Consider the following 19,920-nt stretch of genomic DNA (forward strand, 5'->3'; position numbering starts at 1 on the left):
TGCTCACCTAGTAGACAGACCTTCTAGCGCTGGCCAATGCTGGCCAATCGGGTTCTTGTGAAGTCGCGGGAATGTGCGGTAAATCGAGCTTGCTCCGGTGCTCGGCTACTGTCGTCTTCGGGCCCCTGCGAAGCGCATCGGCGTTGGCCCCGGAGACACCCAGAACCCTTCGGAACGCGAAACTCGGTCTTGAAAGTCGAGACCGACGGCGCGTGCCACTCCCTACCCTTGATTCCAGTCAATTCTCTGTGGACGACAGCTATCGCCATCACGCTACGGCCGGTGCGTTGGCAAGCCAACTATCGCCGCCGGAATAGGGAGCAACAGATTCGACGTGCGCACGTCATAGCTTTTTATCCGAGCGTTTGCACCCTGGCGCGCAACGACCTGGTTGGGCGGGTCATCTCGAGACGTGAGCAGGTTGTACTTCCACGGTGACGTGAGAGAGGCCTTTGATTCGCTCGAGAAGCGCGTGAAAAAACCGTGAATCATGCTGCGACTTGTTGGTGGAAACCGACACCACGGCGCTCATATGGCCCGGTCCGACCCGCCAAACATGCAGGTCAACGACCTTGTCGCCGCCGTCCTCAATGGCGTGGCGCACGTTTTCCGCCGTGCGCTGGTCCGAGCTCATGTCTAGCAGAATTGCGCCGGTGTCCCGCATCAAACCGTACGACCAATTTCCAATCACTAATGCGCCGATGACGCCGGCGAGTGGGTCCATCCAAAGCCACCCAAACGCACGCGCGAGCACAAGACCGATGATAGCCAGTACCGAGACCGCCGCATCTGCTATGACGTGGACGTATGCAGAGCGGATGTTGTGGTCCCGAGTCGTTGCGTCATGCGCTTCGTCGCGGTGCTCGTGTTCTTCGAATTCGATTTCGTAATCGCCATCCGATAGCTGAACCGTGGCCTTAAATGCGTGGGGTTCCGGAATTCGTTGCGTTGATTCCAAATAGCCGCCGCGGTCCGCTAACGTAAACACCTGCCGGGTTCCGTTTGGTCGGACGGTTGTGATCAGCACCCCCAACGGGCTCAATCGGGGATTCTCGGTGGCCGGAGTAATCCGGAACACCGGTGGCACCCCATCCTCATAGATCGAAACGGCGAACGCGCCAGCTGGAGCTAAAATATTTTGGGCCTCTTCCTGATGGGGGTGCTCATCGTGGCCATGCCCGTGATTGTGGCCATGGCTGTGTCCGTGAGAACCGCCGCTTAGAAGCCACACGCTTGCAATGTTGACGAAGAGACCAAGCACAGCAATAGGAATTGCTTCGCCGAAATGAATGGGTATTGGGGATAAGAAGCGAGAGACCGCCTCGTAACCAATCAGCAGAGCAATCATCGCCAGCACGATAGCGCTCGTGAATCCTGCCAAGTCGCCGAGCTTGCCCGTGCCGAACACAAAACGGGAGTCGGTCGCATGCTTTCGTGCATAGGTATAAGCGAGTGCCGCGATCAACATAGCACCCGCGTGAGTAGACATGTGAAGGCCATCGGCGACGAGCGCCAAAGATCCAAACAAACTGCCGCCCACGATTTCGAGGACCATCATCGCGCTGCACAATCCGATCACCGCCCACGTTTTGCGCTCGTTCTTTTCATGGCCATCGCCCAGAAATATGTGGTCGTGTTTTGCGCCGAACGCGGCGTCTTTGCTATCACTCATGTTTTGGCTTTACTTAAAATAACTATGGACGACTTCAATGAGCTGTTCCGTCGCGCTGCCGGCCGGCTCTTTGCTCCCGTCGGCATCAACGAGGTGGTTCCTGATGTGGTCTTCAAGCACCACGGCGAGCAAGCCGTTCATCGCACCCCGACAACTCGTTATGCGCTGCAGGACATCTGAACAGTCATGCTCTTCATCGAGCGCTCGCTCGATGGCCTCGACTTGGCCCTTGATTCGACGAATTCTATTAAGAAGTTTTTGTTTTTCCTGAATTGTGTGGCCCATTTCGTTCCTCCTATACCTGGGGGGAGTATATACTCTTCATCGATCCCGTATAGGGGGCGAGGGTATCATTTGAAGGCGGCCCGCTTCGGCATTTCGCCGACCATGGTTTCACTTAGAACGTCACTGACCGAACTATCGTCCGAAGGCCCCAAGTTATGCCCGCACGCCTCAACGCTGCTTTCACCGCACTGCTTGCTGCCGCGCTGTTTGGCGCGACTACACCGCTTGCCAAGACGTTGCTCGGCTCCCTGTCACCATTTATGGTTGCGGGCTTGTTTTACTTGGGTAGTGGCGTGGGCCTTGCCATTGGTATCCTCATTCAGCGCGTTAGCCGCACGACGGACGAGCGGCATAACCAGAGCCGCATTCATGTTTCAGAAGTGCCTTGGCTTCTTGGCGCTATTGCAGCGGGCGGCATCGCTGGACCTGCGCTGCTGATGCTCGGCCTGAGCACCACCCCAGCAGCAACCAGCTCCCTTCTCCTTAACCTTGAAGGTGTTTTTACTGCAGTAGTTGCGTGGGTCGTGTTTCGCGAAAACGTCGACCTGCAGATCTTTCTCGGGATGGTTGCGATAGTGGCAGGCGGCGTCGTGCTGTCCTGGCAGCCCGGTGCAGCGGGCGTGTCTACAGGTGCATTGTTGGTAGTGGGCGCGTGCGTTGCGTGGGCCATTGACAACAATCTCACGCGCAAGGTGTCGACTAACGATGCGATGGTTATTGCGTGCCTGAAAGGGCTGGTCGCCGGGTCCGTCAATTTGGGCATCGCGCTTCTGCTGGGTGCGCACCTTCCGGGGGTCGGCAAGATCGCGGCGGCAATGATGACTGGACTCGCCGGCTACGGTATAAGCCTGGTGCTTTTTGTCGTCGCGCTGCGCAACCTCGGAACGGCTCGAACAGGAGCGTACTTCTCGGTCGCACCGATATTCGGCGTTGCCCTGTCACTCATTCTTTGGCCGGAATTGCCGTCCGTGTTGTTCTGGGTGGCGGCCGCACTAATGGCTCTCGGGATCTGGCTGCATATCCGCGAGCGGCATGAACATCCCCACACACACGAAATTCTAGATCACAACCATCGACACCGACATGACGAGCATCACCAGCACGCGCACGACTTTGCGTGGGACAGTGAGGAGCCACACACGCATCCCCATCACCACCTGCCTATTGCACACACCCATGCGCACTTCCCCGACATCCATCACCGGCATACGCATCGATGAGCCAAGGGAACGCTTGGTTTCAGCCGGCAATTTATGGCTCGACACGTAGCCGTCAGGGGCAAACAGAATGTGCAACAGCGGCAGACCCACGTTGGTACCGCGGAAGGATGGCACAGCCTGCGAAATCCCCGACTACATGACCGGGGTCGGCGCCCGGATACCCTCGTTAATTGTGGGGATTCAAGTGCATAGAGACGCCAGATCGAAAAAGCGGCCCTTTCACAAATGAATCGCTTTGAGTGCTGCGACGTCATTCGGATTTCTCGACTGCGCGCCGCTGAGACTATGCATCGGCAATCACGAGCTCTATCGCCTTACAGCAATGCAGCGCACGACAGTCACCTTCGCGACTCTTGGCGTCTATCGGGGGCGGGGCGCACGCGAGAGGCAGGGCGCTGCGGAATCAGCATTACGCATAGCACGATAAAGCCTAACAGGATCATCGACACGTAGGAGCGGCTGATTTGTAGACCGCCTTGCGCTAAAGGCTTGTCAAGCAGGTCGCCGAGTGTCGCGCCAAGCGGCCGGGTAAGGATGAATGCAGCCCAAAAAAGCAGCGTTCGTGAAATGGATGTCCAAAAATACAGCGCCACAACGAACACCAGACCCGCGCCAAACATTAGTGCGCCGTACTCATAACCGAGCCCAAGGCCGCCGAGATCTTTATCGGCCGCCCAGTCTCCAAGCGCCGTGCCCAGCGTCTGGGAAAACATGATGGTAATCCAATAGAACCATTCGGCCCGGGGGGTAGATACGCTCTCAACGGACACCGTGCCTTCAACCTTGTACCAGACTGCGAGACTCGCGAGCAGCAGCGCCATCACAATGGCGACACCACCTGCATACCCTACGCCGACTGATCGATCGAAGAAATCGGCCAATGTCGTGCCGAGCGTGGTGGTCGCGATAATCGTGGCCCAATACAAAAACGGATGAAAGCGGTCGGCTTTAATCTGGGCGGAGATGAGTCCAACGAAGATAAGCGCGAAAATTGCCGTGCCAATCAAGTAGCCCAAATTGAGAGACATCGTGACCCAATCTCCCCCCGTTTCGCCGAGGGTGGTTGCCGCTATCTTGATGATCCAGAAGCCCAGTGTCACCTGAGGGATTTTGCTCACCGCATGATCGAGTAACGACTGGGCATCGCTTTTCATCAAGGTTCCTATCAATGGTTGGCCGAAATAAATGCCGTTCGATTATCGTGGATGCTTGATTAAGGAACGCTTAGGTCATGTTCTGCGGCACGCTTCCGACCTGGGGAAGGCAGCAGTGAGTTATTTGAAGCTTGGTATTTGCAATGCGCGGCATCGTCAGGCGGCAAGCGGTTGCTAAGCCGGTGCGCCGTCGATCACCAGTAGTCCGTCTTCAAAAGGAACGTGTCCGAGTAGTGAAGCGAATTTTTCGGTGCCTTCATGACCTTCTGCCAAACACTGGCAACATTTGCGAACGACCAATCCCATTGAGTCGACCTTCGGCAACGTTCGACACCGAATATCCCGCGCGCGCAACGCTTCGCGCCCGACCTTCCCTGACCTCGCATTCAAGCTGATTGAGTTTGCGGAAAAACATGGCGGCGCATTTGTGCACAGGCATGGATTTGAAGGCGGTGGCGGTTTAGCTGAGAATGTCGCTTGTTTCGAGTAACAGCATGCTGCCCGGAACACCAAAAAAAACCCGGCATTTCGGCCGGGCTAAAAGAGCGATCGGAGGCAAGAATTTCAGGCACGTACGTCTTACGTACCCGGCTGCAAAGTCTTGTCACCGACCCCTCGCGTGGTCGGTATAGCTCCCCAAGATGCGGGCTCATTTTTGGGGCAGAAATTAGTCCCGCAGGGAGGATACATCGGATACTACAGTGCAATTATTAAGAAATACTTAGGGGCACCTGGCAATTATTCAAAGACTGTCCCGCGCGTCCACCTGTCCACCTCTCCGCAGCACGCTTCTTTCCACTACTGTAGATACTTGCTACTCGAAGTTCTAATAAATAGACAAAGACGTTGTTTAGCAGCCAAAAGTCGCTCAACTATTCGCGCTGCAACGATTACCAATAGCGATATTTAGGAGGAGAGGGCTCACGGCGTTCGGCTACTCGGCGCTCAGGCGACTACGGGCTGTGATTTGTACACGAATCCCCGCCGATATCAGTGCAAGAACAACCTTAAATCCGAAAAATGCCAACTGGATACGTTCTCTCCGTATTTGCGCGCAACGACGAAGGATCGATCAGGAGATTCTTCTTGACCGCAGTTTCCATATTCCCGCAAGCTGACGAAGCAAGAAATGAAGCTAAGTATTGCCTAGATAGTGGGCTAGATCACGTTCAGTTATTTTAGGTATTCCGGCGTAGCGAAGGCGTAAGCGCCGTCCCCAGAAGGACGCCCGTTACTGTAAATCACGTAGGGAGCGCGTGAGTGATGATGGTCAGCTAACCCACGCACGCCATAGCCGAGCATGAACAAGCAAAACGCGATGCCCGCGCTGAGTGCGAACACTGCTTTAATCATCAGTAATATTTGCCTCTATCTGGAAATTATCGCGACGTTACGCGGGGCGGCATGAGGTGCGCTCCCTGAAGACGTAAGCAGAATGATTTAGCTTTAACCTGCTTATCTAAACTGGGTCTTCCATCTACCTAGAACCTCCTTAACTGAAGCTATCTCTGCCTGTCAAAAGCTTCGCACTCGGCTGCGACCGATTCGTCCTGCACCTCCAATGACTTTGTCTCGTTTTTTCGTACTCAAACTCACGCTACTTTTTCCGTTGTCCCGTATCCGCATGTCGTGCTAAATCCGCTCGACGAATAAATGCGTCGGCAATCATATACCCTTCAATCCAGTCGAGCATGTCCCATCATGTTTGGGCGAGTATTTCGTATGGCCGCCGGGAAGGTTTGCTCGACTTTTAACGCCCTGTGCGAGGCGTCCATCTGCCCATCAAAAGATCAAGGAGCGGATGCGCCGGGAATGTGCTTAAGGAACGCTTAAGCTAAAAACCCGGACAATGCGCATTAAAAGGAGAACTGATGCGCTTGCTACTGGTCGAGGACGACGACATGATTGCCGAGACGGTTGTCGATTTTATGCGCCGGGCGGGCTACGCTATCGATCACGCTGCGGATGGGCGCGCGGCCGACCCGTCGCTTGCTAACGGTGTGTACGATCTAGTGTTGCTCGACCTTGGTTTGCCCACGCGGGACGGCATCGAGGTTTTGAATACTTATCGCCGGGGGGGCGGCGGGGCGCCGGTGATCATCATTACCGCACGCGATGCTGTCGACGAACGTATCCGCGGCCTGGATGCGGGCGCGGACGATTACCTGATGAAACCGTTCGACATCGACGAACTCGCGGCACGGGTTCGCGCTATGCTGCGTCGGCGCACCGGCCAAAAGCAGCCGGTTTATACGCACGGTGAATTGACGCTGGACCCGGCTTCGCACGAAGCCACGAAAGCGGGCGTGGTGCTGCCGCTCGTGCCGCGTGAAATCGCGTTGCTGCAGGCGTTGATCGAAGAACCCACGCGTGTTTTTCGCCGCCCCGAGCTGGAGGATAAACTGTACGGATGGGGTGAGGAAGTGGGCAGCAACACCATCGAAGTGCACGTGCATAGCTTGCGCAAGAAGATCGGCACGGACGAGATCATGACCATTCGCGGCGTGGGTTACCGGTTGAAGAGACTGGGATGATGTCCATCCGGCGATGGCTGCTAGGCTGGCTGATCTTCGGCCTCGCGGCCGCGTGTCTAATCGCGGGCTACGGCATCTTTCATTCCGCGCGTCATGAAGCGGGCGAGTTGTTTGACTATGAGTTGCGAACCGTTGCGTTGTCGATGCCTGCAAACATCGCGACGACCGACGGCGCCGAGCATAGCGAGCGCGATTTCAATGCGCTGGCCGAAGACCGAATCGCCATCGACATCTGGAGTCCGGGCGGCACGCTCATCTACCATTCGGCGAAGGAGCCGGTGCTGCCCCAGCTCTCCGAAGGTTTCCGGACGATCGAGCGCGATGAATTTCGCTGGCGCGTTTTCGGCGTGCAGCAGGCGGACCGCTACGTGCAGATTGCGCAGCCCTACTCGGTGCGAGACGACCTCGCGGCGCGCCTCGCGCTGCGCACGTTATGGCCGCTCGCGCTGCTCGTGCCTGTCACCATCGCCTTCGTGCTGTTGATCGTGGCGCGCGGACTCGCGCCTATCGGCAGTTTGTCGCGGGCGCTGGCAAACCGCTCGATTGACTCGCTTGATCCGGTCGTTATCGACGAACGTGTGCCGGTCGAGATCAGGCCGCTCGTTGACGCGCTGAACGATCTTTTGGAACGGCTCAGCGTGGCATCGAAGGCGCAGCGGACATTCGTGGCCGACGCCGCGCACGAGTTGCGCACGCCGCTAACCGCCCTCAAGCTGCAGTTGCAGGCAGCAAAACCCGATGCGCTCGCCGCGCCCGACGCACCGGTGATCGAGCGTCTCGAGGGACGCGTAAATCGCATCATTCATCTGGCGCAGCAACTGCTAAGCATGGCGCGCGAAGACGCCCGCCACGAGAAATCGATGATTCCCGTCAGCCTGCGCCGCGTCGCCGAACAATCAGTATCGGACTTGTCGCTGCTGGCCGAAGCTAAGCAAATCGACCTTGGTCTTGACGCGCGAGGGCCGGCAACGTCAGGCGACGGGAATAACACGTACACCGTGCTCGGAGACGAACAGGCGTTGGGCATCCTGCTGAAAAATCTCGTCGATAACGCAATCCGCTACACGCCCGCCGGCGGTCGGGTCGATGTCGTGCTGACACGCGACACGGCGACCGGGGGCGTGTTGCTCGAGGTGGCCGACACAGGACCAGGCATTGCCGAGGACGAACTTAAACGCGTCTTCGACCGGTTTTATCGCGGCTCTTCAGTGAAGGAGCAGGGCAGCGGCCTAGGACTCGCCATTGCATCGAGCATCGCGGCACGTCATCGGGCTATTCTCGCTGTGAGCAACCGGACCGACGGGTCGGGATTGAGCATCCGATTGAACCAGTTGCCGACGGTGTCTGTCTGAAATTCCGGGGGAGTCCTTGACGCTTCACTCATCATTTCGTTCACACTTTGCTGCGACACAAGGTATCGTGCCCGAGTCTGTTGGATAGAATCAGATTGGTCGCCGGAATCTTTGGTGGTCTGCTGCTTGCAACGTTTGCTAATCTGCTCGCTATCTTGCCGTTCGCAGTATAAGCATTTGTGAACGCTGCGGCGATGTTCGTCACGGCCGGGATGCTGGCCTAGCGCTGAACCTGGATCAGCCCTCATGGAAGCAAAACGGCGCAGCAGTTTCAGAACGCATAGTTGTCTGGTTGCGGAACGTCATCGGGATCGGGTACGCTGGGCTATTGCTGAATATGCCTGGTGTTTTACCGCTGTGAACGATGAGGCACTGTGATGACGCATATCCATCCCCAAGCACGGACAACTCCCGTTGTACGAGCGGAAATCGCTCGATCTACGTAAGCGTCTCGCGTGGGCCCTTCAGATTTCCGTAGACCAGCGGATCATTTTGATGCTGGTGGGAACGAGAGCAGAATTCTGGCGACGTTCCAAGGCAGTAGTTCGTCGATGACGTTGATTTTGTGGTCCGCGATGCGGGTCAGCACGTACTCAAGATAAGCACGTGGATTGATGCCATTGAGCTTGCACGAGCCGAGCAATGAATACATCGCCGCGGCCCGTTCTCCTCCACTGTCGGAGCCGGCGAACATATAGTTGCGCCTGCCGAGCGCCACACAACGCAATGCATTCTCCGCAAGTACATTGCTGATTTCTGCCTGTCCATCGTCGCAGAACAACGTGAGCGCATCCCAGCGGCTCAAAGAGTAGTTAATCGCTTCGACCAGCGGTGCTTTCGCCCAAAGCGTGGCAAGTTTTTCTCGCATCAACTTTTCGAGAGTCACGAGCAGCGGCTTGCTCTTTTCCTGGCGCACGCGCAATCGTTCATCTGCAGGCTTGCCGCGGATCTCAGCCTCAATACCGTATAGCTCCCCGATCCTGTCAAGCAATTGCGTGGTGGTTTCCGACGGCGTTTTCTCATGGACGTCAAAGACATACCGCCGAGCATGATCCCAACAAGCGGCCGGATGGATTTTCCCATCGAGGTACAGATCAGCATAGCCCGCATACGCGTCCGCCTGAAGGATGCCCTCAAATTTAGCAAGATGAGTTTGTGGGTGGATGCCTTTGCGGTCCGGTGAGTAAGCGAACCAGACGGCGGCCGGTTCTATGGAAGCCGAACGGCGGTCATCGCGAACGTAGACCCAGAGCCGACCCGTGCGGGTTTTCTTGTTGCCCGGCGCGAGCACCGGGATCGGTGTGTCATCCGCGTGGATCTTGGTGGCCGCCATAACATAGGCGCGCAGCGCTTCGGTCAGCGGCCTGCAGAGTTCTTCGCACTGTCCAACCCAGCGCGCTGTGGTGGCGCGATCAAGGCGTACGCCTTCGCGCGCAGCGATCCCCGTTTGGCGATACAAGGGAATGTGGTCGGCGTACTTCGAGACCAGGATGTCAGCGAGCAAGCTCGGATGCGCCATGCTGCGCTCGATCGGCAGCCCCGGCATCGGCGGCTGTTCGATGTGACCGCAACTGGGGCAGGCCATCTTGCGTCGAATCGTGCGGATTACCTTAAACATAGCGGTGACGCGCGCCAACTGCTCGGACACGTCTTCGCCAAGCGCGCGCATGGCGCTGCCGCACTTGGGGCATATCGAATCGGGTTCGAGCACGCGATCTTCGCGTGGCAGGTGGGGTGGCAGAGCTTCCTTGGGCGCCTGCACGGAGATGCCTGAACTTGGAGATCGCGCGCGCGCCCGGCGAACGTCGGCGGCGCCTTGCCCAATTGCCAGATCCTCTAGCTGTGTCTCAAGTTGATCCAGCTGCCGATCCAACTGCTCGGATTTACGGCCGAAGTGCATCCGTTTGAGCTTGTCGATCTGGACCTTCAGACGTTCAATCTCACGATCTCGATCGGCAATTGATGCGAGGGCCTCGCTTAGCAAGGCCTGCAGGGTGGCAACATCATCGGGGAGATCGGCGTCGCTGGACATACGGCGCAGTTTACGAGCATCCCGCGAGGTTTACAACCGCTACACCATCGATAACGCTGCTGTGCGGCGAGGTTGGCGCCAATCGATCCCTTCGAGGACCATGGATAGTTGAGCGCTCGTCAAATGGATCTTGCCGCCATCGGCCTGTGGCCAGATGAAACGACCATGTGAAAGGCGCTTCGCGAGGAGCCATACGCCGTCATCAGTCGCCCATAAAATCTTGATCAAATCACCGCGGCGCCCACGAAAGATGAACACGTCCCCGCTCAGCGGATTCTCACCGAGCGCTGTCTGCACCTTGGCAGCCAACCCCGGGAATCCAGAGCGCATGTCGGTGATACCTGCTGCAATCCACACTCGCGTACCCGCCGGCAGGCCGATCACGATCTCAAACTCGCCAGCACCGCGCGAAGCGTCTCGACATCGACCGCGCCGTCCACTTTGACTATTGCACGGCCGATTCGAACTTCGATCGTGCCACCCGGGGATGTCGCCTTCGCCTTATCCGGTTCGATCAACGCCTCTGGCGCAACCACGCTCGCTACGTCTGTCACCACGCTCACGGGAATAAGCCCGCTCACCTTGCCCTGCTGTTTAACTCTATGCTCTCGTCGCCATCTGAACAGCAGGTTAGCGTTCAAGCCGTTCTCACGAGCAAGACTTGAAACCGAGACACCGGGCTCACAGGCCGCATCCACCATTCGGCGCCGAAACTCCGGGCTATGATTCGGGCAGCCTTTACGACTGCCCGAGTGCGATTTTTCTAATGTCAAAGTGGTTCCCACCATTCAAGTAGTGGGAACCACTTTGGCGTCTCACGGTAGCGAGATCAAGTGCGGCCCTCCCGCGACGCTTACCGATCTACGGAATCCACAAGCGTTGTTGCCAAGCGCTACGGCATTAGCGACGAGACAGTGCGTAAATGGCGTAAGCGCGGCGAGCAGGCCTGTCAGGACCGCTCGAGCCGCCCAAAACGTCTGCCATGGCGGGCTACTGACGAGGAACGCGCTGTTATCTGCACGGTGCGACGCGCGACGGGTTTTCCGCTCGATGATCTGACGTTTGTGCTACGCCATTTCCTGCCACATATAAACCGTGACAGCGCTTACCGCGTACTCAAATCCGAAGGTCTCAATCGACGGCCACCAAAACCAATATCAGGTCCTCTCAAGGGCCAAGGGTGCTTTAAGGAATACGACCTCGGCTTCGTCCATATGGACGCCAAGCATCTGCGAAAGCTACGCACGGCCGATGGGCACGTGCGCAAACGCTTTTTATATGTGGCAACCGATCGCTGCTCGCGCTTCGTCTTCCTAAAAGTCTACGATGCGGAAAATGCCACGAAAGCGACCGATTTCCTTGCTAAGGCTAGAAAGGCATTTCCATTCCGCATCACCCATATCTTGACCGATCGAGGGTCTTGCTTTACGGCCGATGAATTCGAACGCGCCTGCAGTGATTTGAGGTCCCACACCGCAAAACAAAAGCCTATACGCCGCAAACCAACGGCATGGTCGAGCGCTTCAACGGTCGCGTGTCGAGCGAAGTTCTTGGCATCAACATCGCTGGCCACGTAGATTTTGAAGTCCTGTTGACAAGCTTCAATCGTGCATACAATCGGCGACGACAGCGAGTTCTTAAGGGAAGCTCACCCATCGACATGATCGACCAACGTTCCAAGCTGAATAGACGCCTTGCCAACCCGCTTTACAAGCCTCCAGCGGACCAAGACATTCTTCTAGCTAAAGTAAACAAAATCCTGCTTTACGCCAATGAGGTCTCGCAATCAGACAATTAAAAAGAGCTATCTAAATTTGTCGATCCAAGCCCAAGCGTGGTTAAGTCCCACATCAAAGGCCTCATTCACCGATGAGAAGTCGTGCTCCTTGAATTCATGGAGTGAAAACGGCTCCTCGTTGCATTCACCGGATTTCCGAATATACCGCTGCGATATTCTTATGCGTTCATCAGAGGTGATCGTCACTTCGATGTAGATCTCAAAACCTTTGTGGCATGACCAATGAGAATAAGAGTAGATAAGGCCTCCATAGAGCGATCGTGACATCGCTCTGGATGGTGCCTTCAATTACTTAGAGGCGGTTTCAAAAAGACCTCTCAGGACTGTTAACTTTATAAACATACTGTTAACCTAGGCCATCGTGACGACGAGACCAAGGAATGGACAAGCCGATCATTGACGATGAGTTATGGAAACGGATCGAACGCTTACTGCCACAGCCGAAGGCTCGGCGCGAGAAGTATCCCGGTCGCAAGCCGGTACCGGATCGCGCAGCATTGAGCGGCATTGTGTTTGTGTTACGCACAGGGCTGCGGTGGCGCGATCTACCCGCCGAAATGGGTTGCGGCTCTGGCGTGACATGTTGGCGCCGCTTACGCGACTGGCAAGAAGCAGGCGTGTGGGATCGATTGCACGAACTACTGCTCGCCGAGTTACGCGCAGCGGGCCAGATCGACTTGTCACGCGTGGTTGTCGATTCGTCTTCCGTGCGGGCTATCGGGGCGGGCCAAAAACTGGGCCGAACCCTGTAGACCGTGCGCGACCGGGCTCTAAGCACCATGTTGCGACCGACGCAAACGGGGTGCCGCTTTCGATCATCTTGACCGGTGCGAATCGCCATGACGTCACACAATTGTTGCCTCTCATCGATGCGATTCCAGCCATCCGTGGCATACGCGGTCGCCCCTTGCAAAAGCCTCAAGTGGTCTTCGCAGATCGCGGATACGACTCCGAAGCACATCGACAGAAATTGCGCGATCGCGGTATTAAGCCTGTTCTCGCCAGGCGCCGCACTGAACATGGCAGCGGACTTGGAAAGTATCGATGGGTAGTCGAACGTACTCACGCCTGGTTCCATAATTTTCACCGTCTACGAATCCGCTACGAGCGACTGGCCAAGATCCATGAAGCCTTCTTGAAGTTCGCTGCTTGCCTAATCTGCTGGAGTACTCTTCAGCGATCTATTTCGGCTTTTTGAAACCGCCTCTTAGCTCCTGCTTAGCCGTTTTCGGTGCGAGACCAAGTCAAGAAAGCACGGTCAAGAAAGCCACTTCGTACAGATCTCTAGTGCGCCACAACTTACGCGGAAGTTACTGTATAGGATCATGCGCTTACTAATTCAATTATAGAGGCTTGACATTCGCCGTCGACAGAACCCGACAGTGCCGAGGGCGCTGCGTCTGCTTGATCGCGAAATTACAATATTGCAGCAAGATGGACGGTTGTCCTATATATGCTGCTGGCAATGATCTTCCAACTGGTCCTCAAATCGACTTGCGAGATCGTTTGCGATCGAATATTCGACAAGACCGCTTGGAAAATTGTATCGTCCTCATTGCTGATAGATAGCAGCACTCGGTCTTTCGGAGTTGTATGCAATTTTGCTTCTTCATGATTAATCTCTGCACTTAAGTACGAGCACTGCATTGGTGCCCCCAAACGCAAACGAGTTGGACAACATTATCCGCAAGGCCTTGCGCTCGCGCACGTGGTTCGGGACGTAATCAAGATCGCACTCTGGGTCCGCAGCGTACAGATGCATTGTTGGGAGGAGTATCTTAGATTGCATTGCCAAGAAAGACAGCACGCATTCTAGGGCGCCTGCTGCGCCTAACAGATGTCCATGCATAGACTTGGTTGCACTGATCGGGATGCGGTGGGCGCCGGCGCCGAAGACAACTTTTATTGCAGCGGTTTCTGTTGCATCATTCGCGACAGTCCCCGTGCCGTGCGCGTTGATTGCATCGACGTCGGATATATCTATTTCGGCGACCGATAAGGCGTGGCGCATGGCAGAGACTTGTCCTTCCACGTTGGGGCGGGTGATATGTCCAATATCGGTCGCTATACCGTACCCCAGTATCTCTCCGTAGATCGATGCGCCGCGGTCGACCGCCGTTTCCCAAGGCTCGAGCACTACCATTGCTGCCCCCTCCCCGAGCACCATCCCACTCCGATTTTTTGAAAACGGCTTACAAGACGAAGCAGGATCGTTGGCGTCGATGGCAGCTATCGTATGAAGTGCCTCCCACGCTTTGAGTGACCCCGAAGACAAAGGGGCTTCTGCACCGCCGGCAATCGCCAAATCTAGCTCACCGTGAGCGACGCGCATCCAAGCTTCTCCTATTGCCACCGCTGACGATGCACACGCGGTGGAGTAGGTCAAGGAGGGCCCTTTTAGGCCGTGTTCCATGCTAATCCAAGCCGCAGGTGCGTTGTACATGCCCATTAGCACTGTAAACGGCTTAATTCGGTTAGAGTTTTCGCCGTAGAGTGTCTGATATCCTTCGTCGATGGTGTGCGTGCCGCCCATTCCCGTTCCTACAAATACTCCGCTGCGGAAAGAATCGATGTTCATTTCGTCGATAAGCGCTGCGGCAAAGGCTTCTTTAGCAGCGACCAGTGCGAACTGACTTACCCTGTCGAGCATGCGCAGTTTGGGGGGTGGGAAGTGAAGTTCACCCATCAATTCGGCAGTCGCAACGATCGGTGAAAGCAGGCGACCTGAAAAAGCGGTATCAAGACGATGAATGCCAGAGGCGCCCATACTCGCGCTCCCGAAAGTCTCCGTGGCGTTTGTACCAAGCGGACAAATAGCACCAACGCCCGTGACGGCTACGCGCCTCATGGCAACTGCGACGCTGGAGCGGACGGTACCTGCGTCGAAGCAGTGCCTTGTTGAGCATCGACGTGCGCTTCGATAAAGCGAACGACGTCCGCAAGCGTGGCGAGTGGGACGAGCTCGGGCGATACGGTGATTTTGAATTTGTCCTCTACGGTGAATAGTAATTCGGCGACCGCGAGAGAATCAAGACCAAGTGTCTCCAACGACGCGTCGGGTTTGAGCAATGCTGGGTCGAGCTTGTAGTCTTTCGCCAGTGTTAGGCGTAACCAATCGAAAGTTGTCGTCATAGCGGAGTGTAAAGTTAATAACTATCCGGGATTTAAGCCAGGCATATTGCTGCACCGGACCAGAGTTCGTGCTCCGATGTAAAGGGAAGGGTAAACCTTTGAAGTTCATACGGTCCTTGCTGCAGGTGCGAGCGATATGATCGATGCATCATTGATTGCGCAACGAGTTTTGCCGCCCCATGTCGCCCCCAGTGGTAGAAATCCAGGCCAACATTTAAAAAGCGCGAGCAAAACATTCGCTCCACGCCGATCCATACATGCATGGGCAAACGCCGAGGCTAGGCGGATGCGCGGTGCAAACCGGCGATACCAGGTCGCAGCGTAACGACGGTGGGCTGCGCCTTGGGACAGCTGGTCGCTGATGACTTGCCTTCGGTCCGAACCTCTTCTGCCAAGTAGTTCAGCAGACAACAACCATGCAGATTGCAAAGCCATGCTCATACCCTCGCCAATGATCGGATGCGCTTCTCCCGCCGCATTGCCGATCCTGAATATCCCGTCGTCTGCATGCACCCGGATGCCTGGATTTAGCGGCCCCGCTGCAATCCACGAATCCATAATTACGGCGTTCGCAAGCACCTGACCAACTCCCGCACATTCCTGTTTGAGCATTGCTTCTACTGTTGTGCCAGCACTTATCCCGCGGCTATTTCGACGAAGCAGTTCGAGGCGATCGCGCCGCACGCAGCAGGCAAGCGTCGTAATGCCGCGGTCTGCTACAACCATGCCGCCGTAGCCACCCGCGAAGGCCAGTAACGGAAGGACACCTTCGTCTAATCGCGCATCAAGGAAATTCGCTTTGAATGCCAGTAGATCTCCTCCTAAGTGCGGGCGTCGCCCCTCCAGAGGATCAAAGGGTAATTTTTCCCAAGATCCGTGCGCATCAATCAAGATCGAGGAGAACAGCGCTTGACTCTGCAGCGTGCTCGACTTCACCACACAGCGCCACGCACCTGGGGCGCCTTCAATGCTTTGTAACGACCATGGCTGAAGAATCGTAACGCCGATCGAGCGCGCCCGTTCAAGCAGGATAGTGTCAAGCGTCTCGCGGCCGAGCGCACGACCCCATTCAGGGTGTGCTTCTTTCGTTGGCGGAAGCTGTGCAATTACCGTGTCGGCTCCCTTCATAAAGGCGACAGTGCGTAGCTCGGTTCCAGCGTTACCTTCGAACGCAGGCCCTATCCCAAGCGCACGCAGTAACGGGAAGTTGCTTGCTGCGACGCACTCGCCGCAGACCTTCCTGCGCGGAAAGGTCTGTTTTTCGACCAATGCTACACACCATCCAGCGCCTGCCAACAGAATCGCCGCCGACGACCCCGCAGGGCCAGCACCGATAATGATCGCGTCAAATTGGTTTTCCATTCGAATCCTCAGAGTCGATTAGCGGAAAAGCAATGGCTAAAAAGACCGGCTGGATACTCGGCTATTTGCCATGGGTGCATTGAAGCCGGCCACAGTCGGGAAATCTCGGTATCGCAAAAGCCTGCGTGAACACTCAAAACTGCGTCGTGTCGCGTAACCGCGTTCACTCCGAGCGCTCCGATGAGATGACTGCCGACCAACGCGAGATAGCTGCGACGGGGCTCGCAGGCGAAAAATTGATCGCACGATCCTGCAGCCGCGTTCAAAAGGTCGGAAAGCACTGTCCCTTGAAAGTGATGAATGAATAGGTTGGCGACTATTAAATCCCAAGATCGAGGTTTACCCTCGCCATGTCCGCGAATGCAATTGTCGATCCATTCGATAACATCCATCACTTTTAGGTCAACCCTCCAACCGAACGTGCGGTAGGCTTCAATTGTTTGACTCGCGACCAATGCCTGTCGGTCTAGAAGGGTCAATTCGACATTAGCCCAAGCTGGTCCTAGCGCCCTTGCGACGCTCAACATCAGCGTGCCGTCGCCCGCGCCAAGCTCAAGCACCCGAAGCGGCCCGTAATCTGGTCGCTTCGCGAGCTGATTCAACGTGCGGCATACAATTGAGCGGGTCCCCATCACACGATGAACCAGCTGAAGATCGCGCCGGGATCGCATTGCGGAAGGGTCAACTTCGCAGAGATTGTCGAGCGTTTCCGCAGACACGATTCTTTGCAGGCTCATCGCTTAACCCGGAGTCGCCACACGGAAGTAACGTGATCGAAATTGGTCACTCGCCCACCTTAAGTAATGCGCCGTGGCAACTAAAGCCGGCTCCGAATGAAGACAGCCACCACCATCCGTTGGGTGCTTGGTCGGAGAGGGCAGCCTCAAGTACGAAATAAACGAATGCGCTTGACATATTTCCGTACTCACGCAACATCGCTGCGCTGTAACGCAGGTCGTAAGGATTAAGGCGCAACGACTGCTCGATTGCGTGCAATACGTCGCGGCCACCTGCGTGCAGGATCCATGCGGAGATGTCGGAAGTGGCAAGTTCTGCAGAGGAGAGAACCGATTCGAGCACTCGGCGAGCGTAGTGTGCTGCAAGAGTGGGAACCGGACGCGTTAAAATATTGCGCAACATGCCATCGCGCTGCTCGAACATCAATGCCTTGCGTTCGCTTGGATCGATTAATGATGAACTGTCGACCCATTCAATGGAGCGCGACGTAGCGGTTGGATTGCGAGACAGGACAGCCGCGCCAGCGCCATCACCAAACAGACAGGCGCTGATAATGACGCCGGGGTCATTGTCCAAATACATGGCGGCGCTACTGACTTCAACGCAGATCGAAAGAACATTTTTACAACCGCCGTCTCCGCTCAGCGAAACGGAACTCAGCAGCGCCTGCGCTAGTTGGAGGTTTGGAAGCGCAGCAGCGCAGCCTTGCCCCACCAAGTCGAACGCCTTTACATCTCGGCGCAGGCCTATCCGTTCCACAACGTAGCCCGAAAGGCCAGGGCACATGTAGCCGGTGCATGTACTCACTACGACTGCGTCTATGTCGAGAGGGCTAAGATTTGCTGCGCCCAGTGCCCGCGTTGCCGCCGACGCGGCAAGGGTCGGAGCATTCTCGTAGAAACGTTTACAAAGTGTGTTTGGATCAATAGCAAACACTTCAGCAAGGTTTGCCAGTGCCAGACGCCTTGCTTCGATGCCATTATCCCGCTGCAAGACGGTACGAGCCACAAAGCGCGACCGTCCGTCAAGGCGCTCGAACCACTCCGATTTTTGGAATGCTTCAAGGCAATCGGCTTTTGTGAAGCGCCGCTCTGGGTTGGCAGTTCCGACTCCATTAATGAACATGAGAACGCGGCGGCGCGGGTTTAACACAAAGATAAGAAATATTCCTGATCATCAAACATCCTAATCAAGTGCGAGCTGATTCGCTCGATGGACAAAGCTCCAGCAGGTTACATGCCACCGGTGCACGCCTTCGGAAGTAACGCTATGAGTATTGGGTGGAAAATAGCAACGCTCTCGCCACGCTTCTCGGAAGATGGCGCTGCCGTGTGGCGTTGGAAACGCACCTTGCAACTTTAAAAAAGTGAATAAAGAGGATCATGGCAGGATCGGAGCCCGCAGTCATGTTCGGAGAATGAATCGTTGCGGTGATTAGTCATGCAAGGCGGACCGACTTCGGGTTTCTAGCTTCGAAATAGTGAGTCGCTTGATATATTTCTGATGTTCACCTCGATCAAGTCTAGCCCTTATGACGAGGCCGTCCTCGATTGCTTGCGCTCCATCTTTATCGCCTCTGGCTCGGAGCTCAGCTACGACATTATGCATAATCGCTAACCATATGCCGCTTCGCTGCCACGCCATTACTCGGCGACGACAAATGTCCCCGGTGGGTCGACCCTGAGTCGGAGGCAAGTGATTCCACGGAATGCCTAATTTGAGAACGACCATGATCCCATTTAGTACATCTCGGTCTGCGGTCGGTCGACGCCCGGGCCCTCTCTGCGAAGCGGATATCGAGTCGAAGATCAGCGGTTCTACTCGTGCCCAAAGCTGATCATCGACTAGGTCGAGCGACTTCACAGTTTTTTTTCTGATCGGCGTCATAGTCTCGAAAAAGCAAAAAAGAAAAAGGAACGACTAGAAAGGAAGGATACTTTGCAAGACGACTAAATGGCATGATGCGGCTCGCATGCTTCAAATGCGCCGTCTTTTTAGGAAGATTCACTTTGCCACTTACATATGTTGCTGCGTCACCGGCGTGCCGGGAGCATTCGTCGCAAGGTGTCATCCTTAACGATAAATCGATGGAACAGCGCTGCCAATACATGTATCGCAACGACCGCGATTAACACCCATGACAAAACTTGGTGAATATCGCCCATCTCGTGCCCGAGAGGAGCGCCAGCGGGCGACAGCAGCGGAAAAGGGATGATGCCGAATAAGGAGACCTGCCATCCCTTTGACAATGCGGTTGCCCAACCCATCAACGGAAACGAGGTCAGCAACGTGTACAACGCCCAATGCGTTGCACGCGCGACCAACCTCATAGGTGGTGGATCAGAGCTCGGCTCCTGCAGAACCGAATGCATCGCTCGCCAGCCGATCCTGGCCAGTACGACTGGAAAAATCAGAGATCCAACTGAGAGATGAAGTCCAATTAATCGGGTCAGCTGCGTCCCGCGTTTTACGTCGGGCATGAGCCATCCAATTGAATATTGGACAGTTATTAAGGCCATAGTGCGCCAATGTAACACTTTTGCTGTGGTATTAAAGTCTTTCTGCTTTGTTAGTTTGCTGTATGGTTTCAAATCAAGCCATTCCCTTTTGCACTCTCGCGGTGGCGGGCGATCCCCGGTAG

At 55.8% G+C, this 19,920-nt stretch carries 17 protein-coding genes and 2 pseudogenes; 6 read left to right on the forward strand and 13 right to left on the reverse strand.

The features are described from left to right. Window positions 1-400: 400 nt before the first annotated feature. Both dmeF and ACSQ83_RS21405 read right to left on the reverse strand, forming a co-directional pair. Complete coding sequence (dmeF, locus tag ACSQ83_RS21400) at window positions 401-1,672, reverse strand: CDF family Co(II)/Ni(II) efflux transporter DmeF (protein WP_436229527.1); 1,272 nt, start codon at window positions 1,670-1,672, stop codon at window positions 401-403. A gap of 9 nt (window positions 1,673-1,681) precedes the next feature. Then, window positions 1,682-1,957: a metal/formaldehyde-sensitive transcriptional repressor gene (locus ACSQ83_RS21405; RefSeq protein ID WP_436229528.1), complete on the reverse strand. Its 276-nt coding sequence runs from the start codon at window positions 1,955-1,957 to the stop codon at window positions 1,682-1,684. Window positions 1,958-2,112: 155 nt separating this feature from the next. On the opposite strand from ACSQ83_RS21405, the gene ACSQ83_RS21410 reads away from it, so the two are divergent. After that, complete coding sequence (locus ACSQ83_RS21410) at window positions 2,113-3,177, forward strand: DMT family transporter (RefSeq protein ID WP_436229529.1); 1,065 nt, start codon at window positions 2,113-2,115, stop codon at window positions 3,175-3,177. A 338-nt stretch (window positions 3,178-3,515) separates the two neighbouring features. Here the strand turns inward: ACSQ83_RS21410 and ACSQ83_RS21415 are convergent, their stop codons facing one another. Beyond that, window positions 3,516-4,331, reverse strand: coding sequence for a COG4705 family protein (locus ACSQ83_RS21415; RefSeq protein WP_436229530.1), 816 nt, complete (start codon window positions 4,329-4,331; stop codon window positions 3,516-3,518). 268 nt (window positions 4,332-4,599) lie between these two features. Between ACSQ83_RS21415 and ACSQ83_RS21420 the strand changes: the two are divergent. The 3 genes and pseudogenes from ACSQ83_RS21420 to ACSQ83_RS21430 form a co-directional block, all read left to right on the forward strand. Further along, window positions 4,600-4,757 (forward strand): annotated as a pseudogene (locus ACSQ83_RS21420) (IS256 family transposase); the annotation flags it as partial. A gap of 1,445 nt (window positions 4,758-6,202) precedes the next feature. Then, the gene (locus tag ACSQ83_RS21425) at window positions 6,203-6,865 is read left to right on the forward strand and encodes a response regulator (protein WP_436229531.1); all 663 of its coding nucleotides are present in this window, start codon (window positions 6,203-6,205) and stop codon (window positions 6,863-6,865) included. Continuing rightward, window positions 6,862-8,217 carry an ATP-binding protein gene (locus ACSQ83_RS21430; protein WP_436229532.1) on the forward strand — a complete coding sequence of 452 codons (1,356 nt, stop codon included), beginning with the start codon at window positions 6,862-6,864 and terminating at the stop codon, window positions 8,215-8,217. The genes ACSQ83_RS21425 and ACSQ83_RS21430 overlap by 4 nt, the downstream gene beginning before the upstream one ends. Before the next feature lie 487 nt (window positions 8,218-8,704). On the opposite strand, the gene tnpC is transcribed toward ACSQ83_RS21430, so the two are convergent. From tnpC to tnpA, 3 genes are read right to left on the reverse strand one after another with little or no spacing between them, the layout of a single operon-like run. Next, entirely contained in the window at window positions 8,705-10,249 is a 1,545-nt protein-coding gene (tnpC, locus tag ACSQ83_RS21435; RefSeq protein WP_436229533.1) for an IS66 family transposase, read from the reverse strand. Between the two features lie 39 nt (window positions 10,250-10,288). Continuing rightward, entirely contained in the window at window positions 10,289-10,633 is a 345-nt protein-coding gene (gene tnpB / locus ACSQ83_RS21440) for an IS66 family insertion sequence element accessory protein TnpB (RefSeq protein ID WP_184108331.1), read from the reverse strand. Then, window positions 10,630-11,037, reverse strand: a complete 408-nt coding sequence (gene tnpA / locus ACSQ83_RS21445; protein WP_221306963.1) for an IS66-like element accessory protein TnpA — start codon at window positions 11,035-11,037, stop codon at window positions 10,630-10,632. Before tnpA ends, tnpB begins: the two co-directional genes overlap by 4 nt. A 45-nt stretch (window positions 11,038-11,082) precedes the next feature. Here tnpA and ACSQ83_RS21450 point away from each other — a divergent pair. Together ACSQ83_RS21450 and ACSQ83_RS21455 are read left to right on the forward strand one after the other, a co-directional pair. Continuing rightward, window positions 11,083-12,047 (forward strand): annotated as a pseudogene (locus ACSQ83_RS21450) (IS481 family transposase). A gap of 380 nt (window positions 12,048-12,427) precedes the next feature. Then, window positions 12,428-13,245, forward strand: a protein-coding gene (locus ACSQ83_RS21455) for an IS5 family transposase (protein WP_414950503.1) whose coding sequence is annotated in 2 segments (ribosomal slippage) — window positions 12,428-12,776 and window positions 12,776-13,245 — 819 coding nt in all. Because the reading frame shifts where the segments join, the coding sequence is not laid out codon by codon here. 417 nt (window positions 13,246-13,662) lie between these two features. Here the strand turns inward: ACSQ83_RS21455 and ACSQ83_RS21460 are convergent. The 7 genes from ACSQ83_RS21460 to ACSQ83_RS21490 form a co-directional block, all read right to left on the reverse strand. Then, window positions 13,663-14,895: a beta-ketoacyl-[acyl-carrier-protein] synthase family protein gene (locus tag ACSQ83_RS21460; protein WP_436229534.1), complete on the reverse strand. Its 1,233-nt coding sequence runs from the start codon at window positions 14,893-14,895 to the stop codon at window positions 13,663-13,665. After that, window positions 14,892-15,179 carry an acyl carrier protein gene (locus ACSQ83_RS21465; RefSeq protein ID WP_436229535.1) on the reverse strand — a complete coding sequence of 96 codons (288 nt, stop codon included), beginning with the start codon at window positions 15,177-15,179 and terminating at the stop codon, window positions 14,892-14,894. Before ACSQ83_RS21465 ends, ACSQ83_RS21460 begins: the two co-directional genes overlap by 4 nt. A gap of 105 nt (window positions 15,180-15,284) precedes the next feature. Then, a complete protein-coding gene (locus ACSQ83_RS21470; RefSeq protein WP_436229536.1) occupies window positions 15,285-16,541 on the reverse strand; it encodes an NAD(P)/FAD-dependent oxidoreductase in 1,257 nt (418 codons plus the stop codon). 8 nt (window positions 16,542-16,549) lie between these two features. After that, complete coding sequence (locus tag ACSQ83_RS21475) at window positions 16,550-17,278, reverse strand: class I SAM-dependent methyltransferase (protein WP_436229537.1); 729 nt, start codon at window positions 17,276-17,278, stop codon at window positions 16,550-16,552. Between the two features lie 46 nt (window positions 17,279-17,324). Next, the gene (locus ACSQ83_RS21480; protein WP_436229538.1) at window positions 17,325-18,404 is read right to left on the reverse strand and encodes a type III polyketide synthase; all 1,080 of its coding nucleotides are present in this window, start codon (window positions 18,402-18,404) and stop codon (window positions 17,325-17,327) included. A gap of 309 nt (window positions 18,405-18,713) precedes the next feature. Next, window positions 18,714-19,166 (reverse strand): transposase, encoded by a 453-nt coding sequence (locus ACSQ83_RS21485; protein WP_436229539.1) that lies wholly within the window; start codon window positions 19,164-19,166, stop codon window positions 18,714-18,716. A gap of 146 nt (window positions 19,167-19,312) precedes the next feature. Further along, a complete protein-coding gene (locus ACSQ83_RS21490; RefSeq protein ID WP_436229540.1) occupies window positions 19,313-19,870 on the reverse strand; it encodes a cytochrome b in 558 nt (185 codons plus the stop codon). Window positions 19,871-19,920 lie beyond the last annotated feature (50 nt).

Source organism: Caballeronia sp. LjRoot29 (genome assembly GCF_964252755.1).
Taxonomy (GTDB): Bacteria; Pseudomonadota; Gammaproteobacteria; order Burkholderiales; family Burkholderiaceae; genus Caballeronia.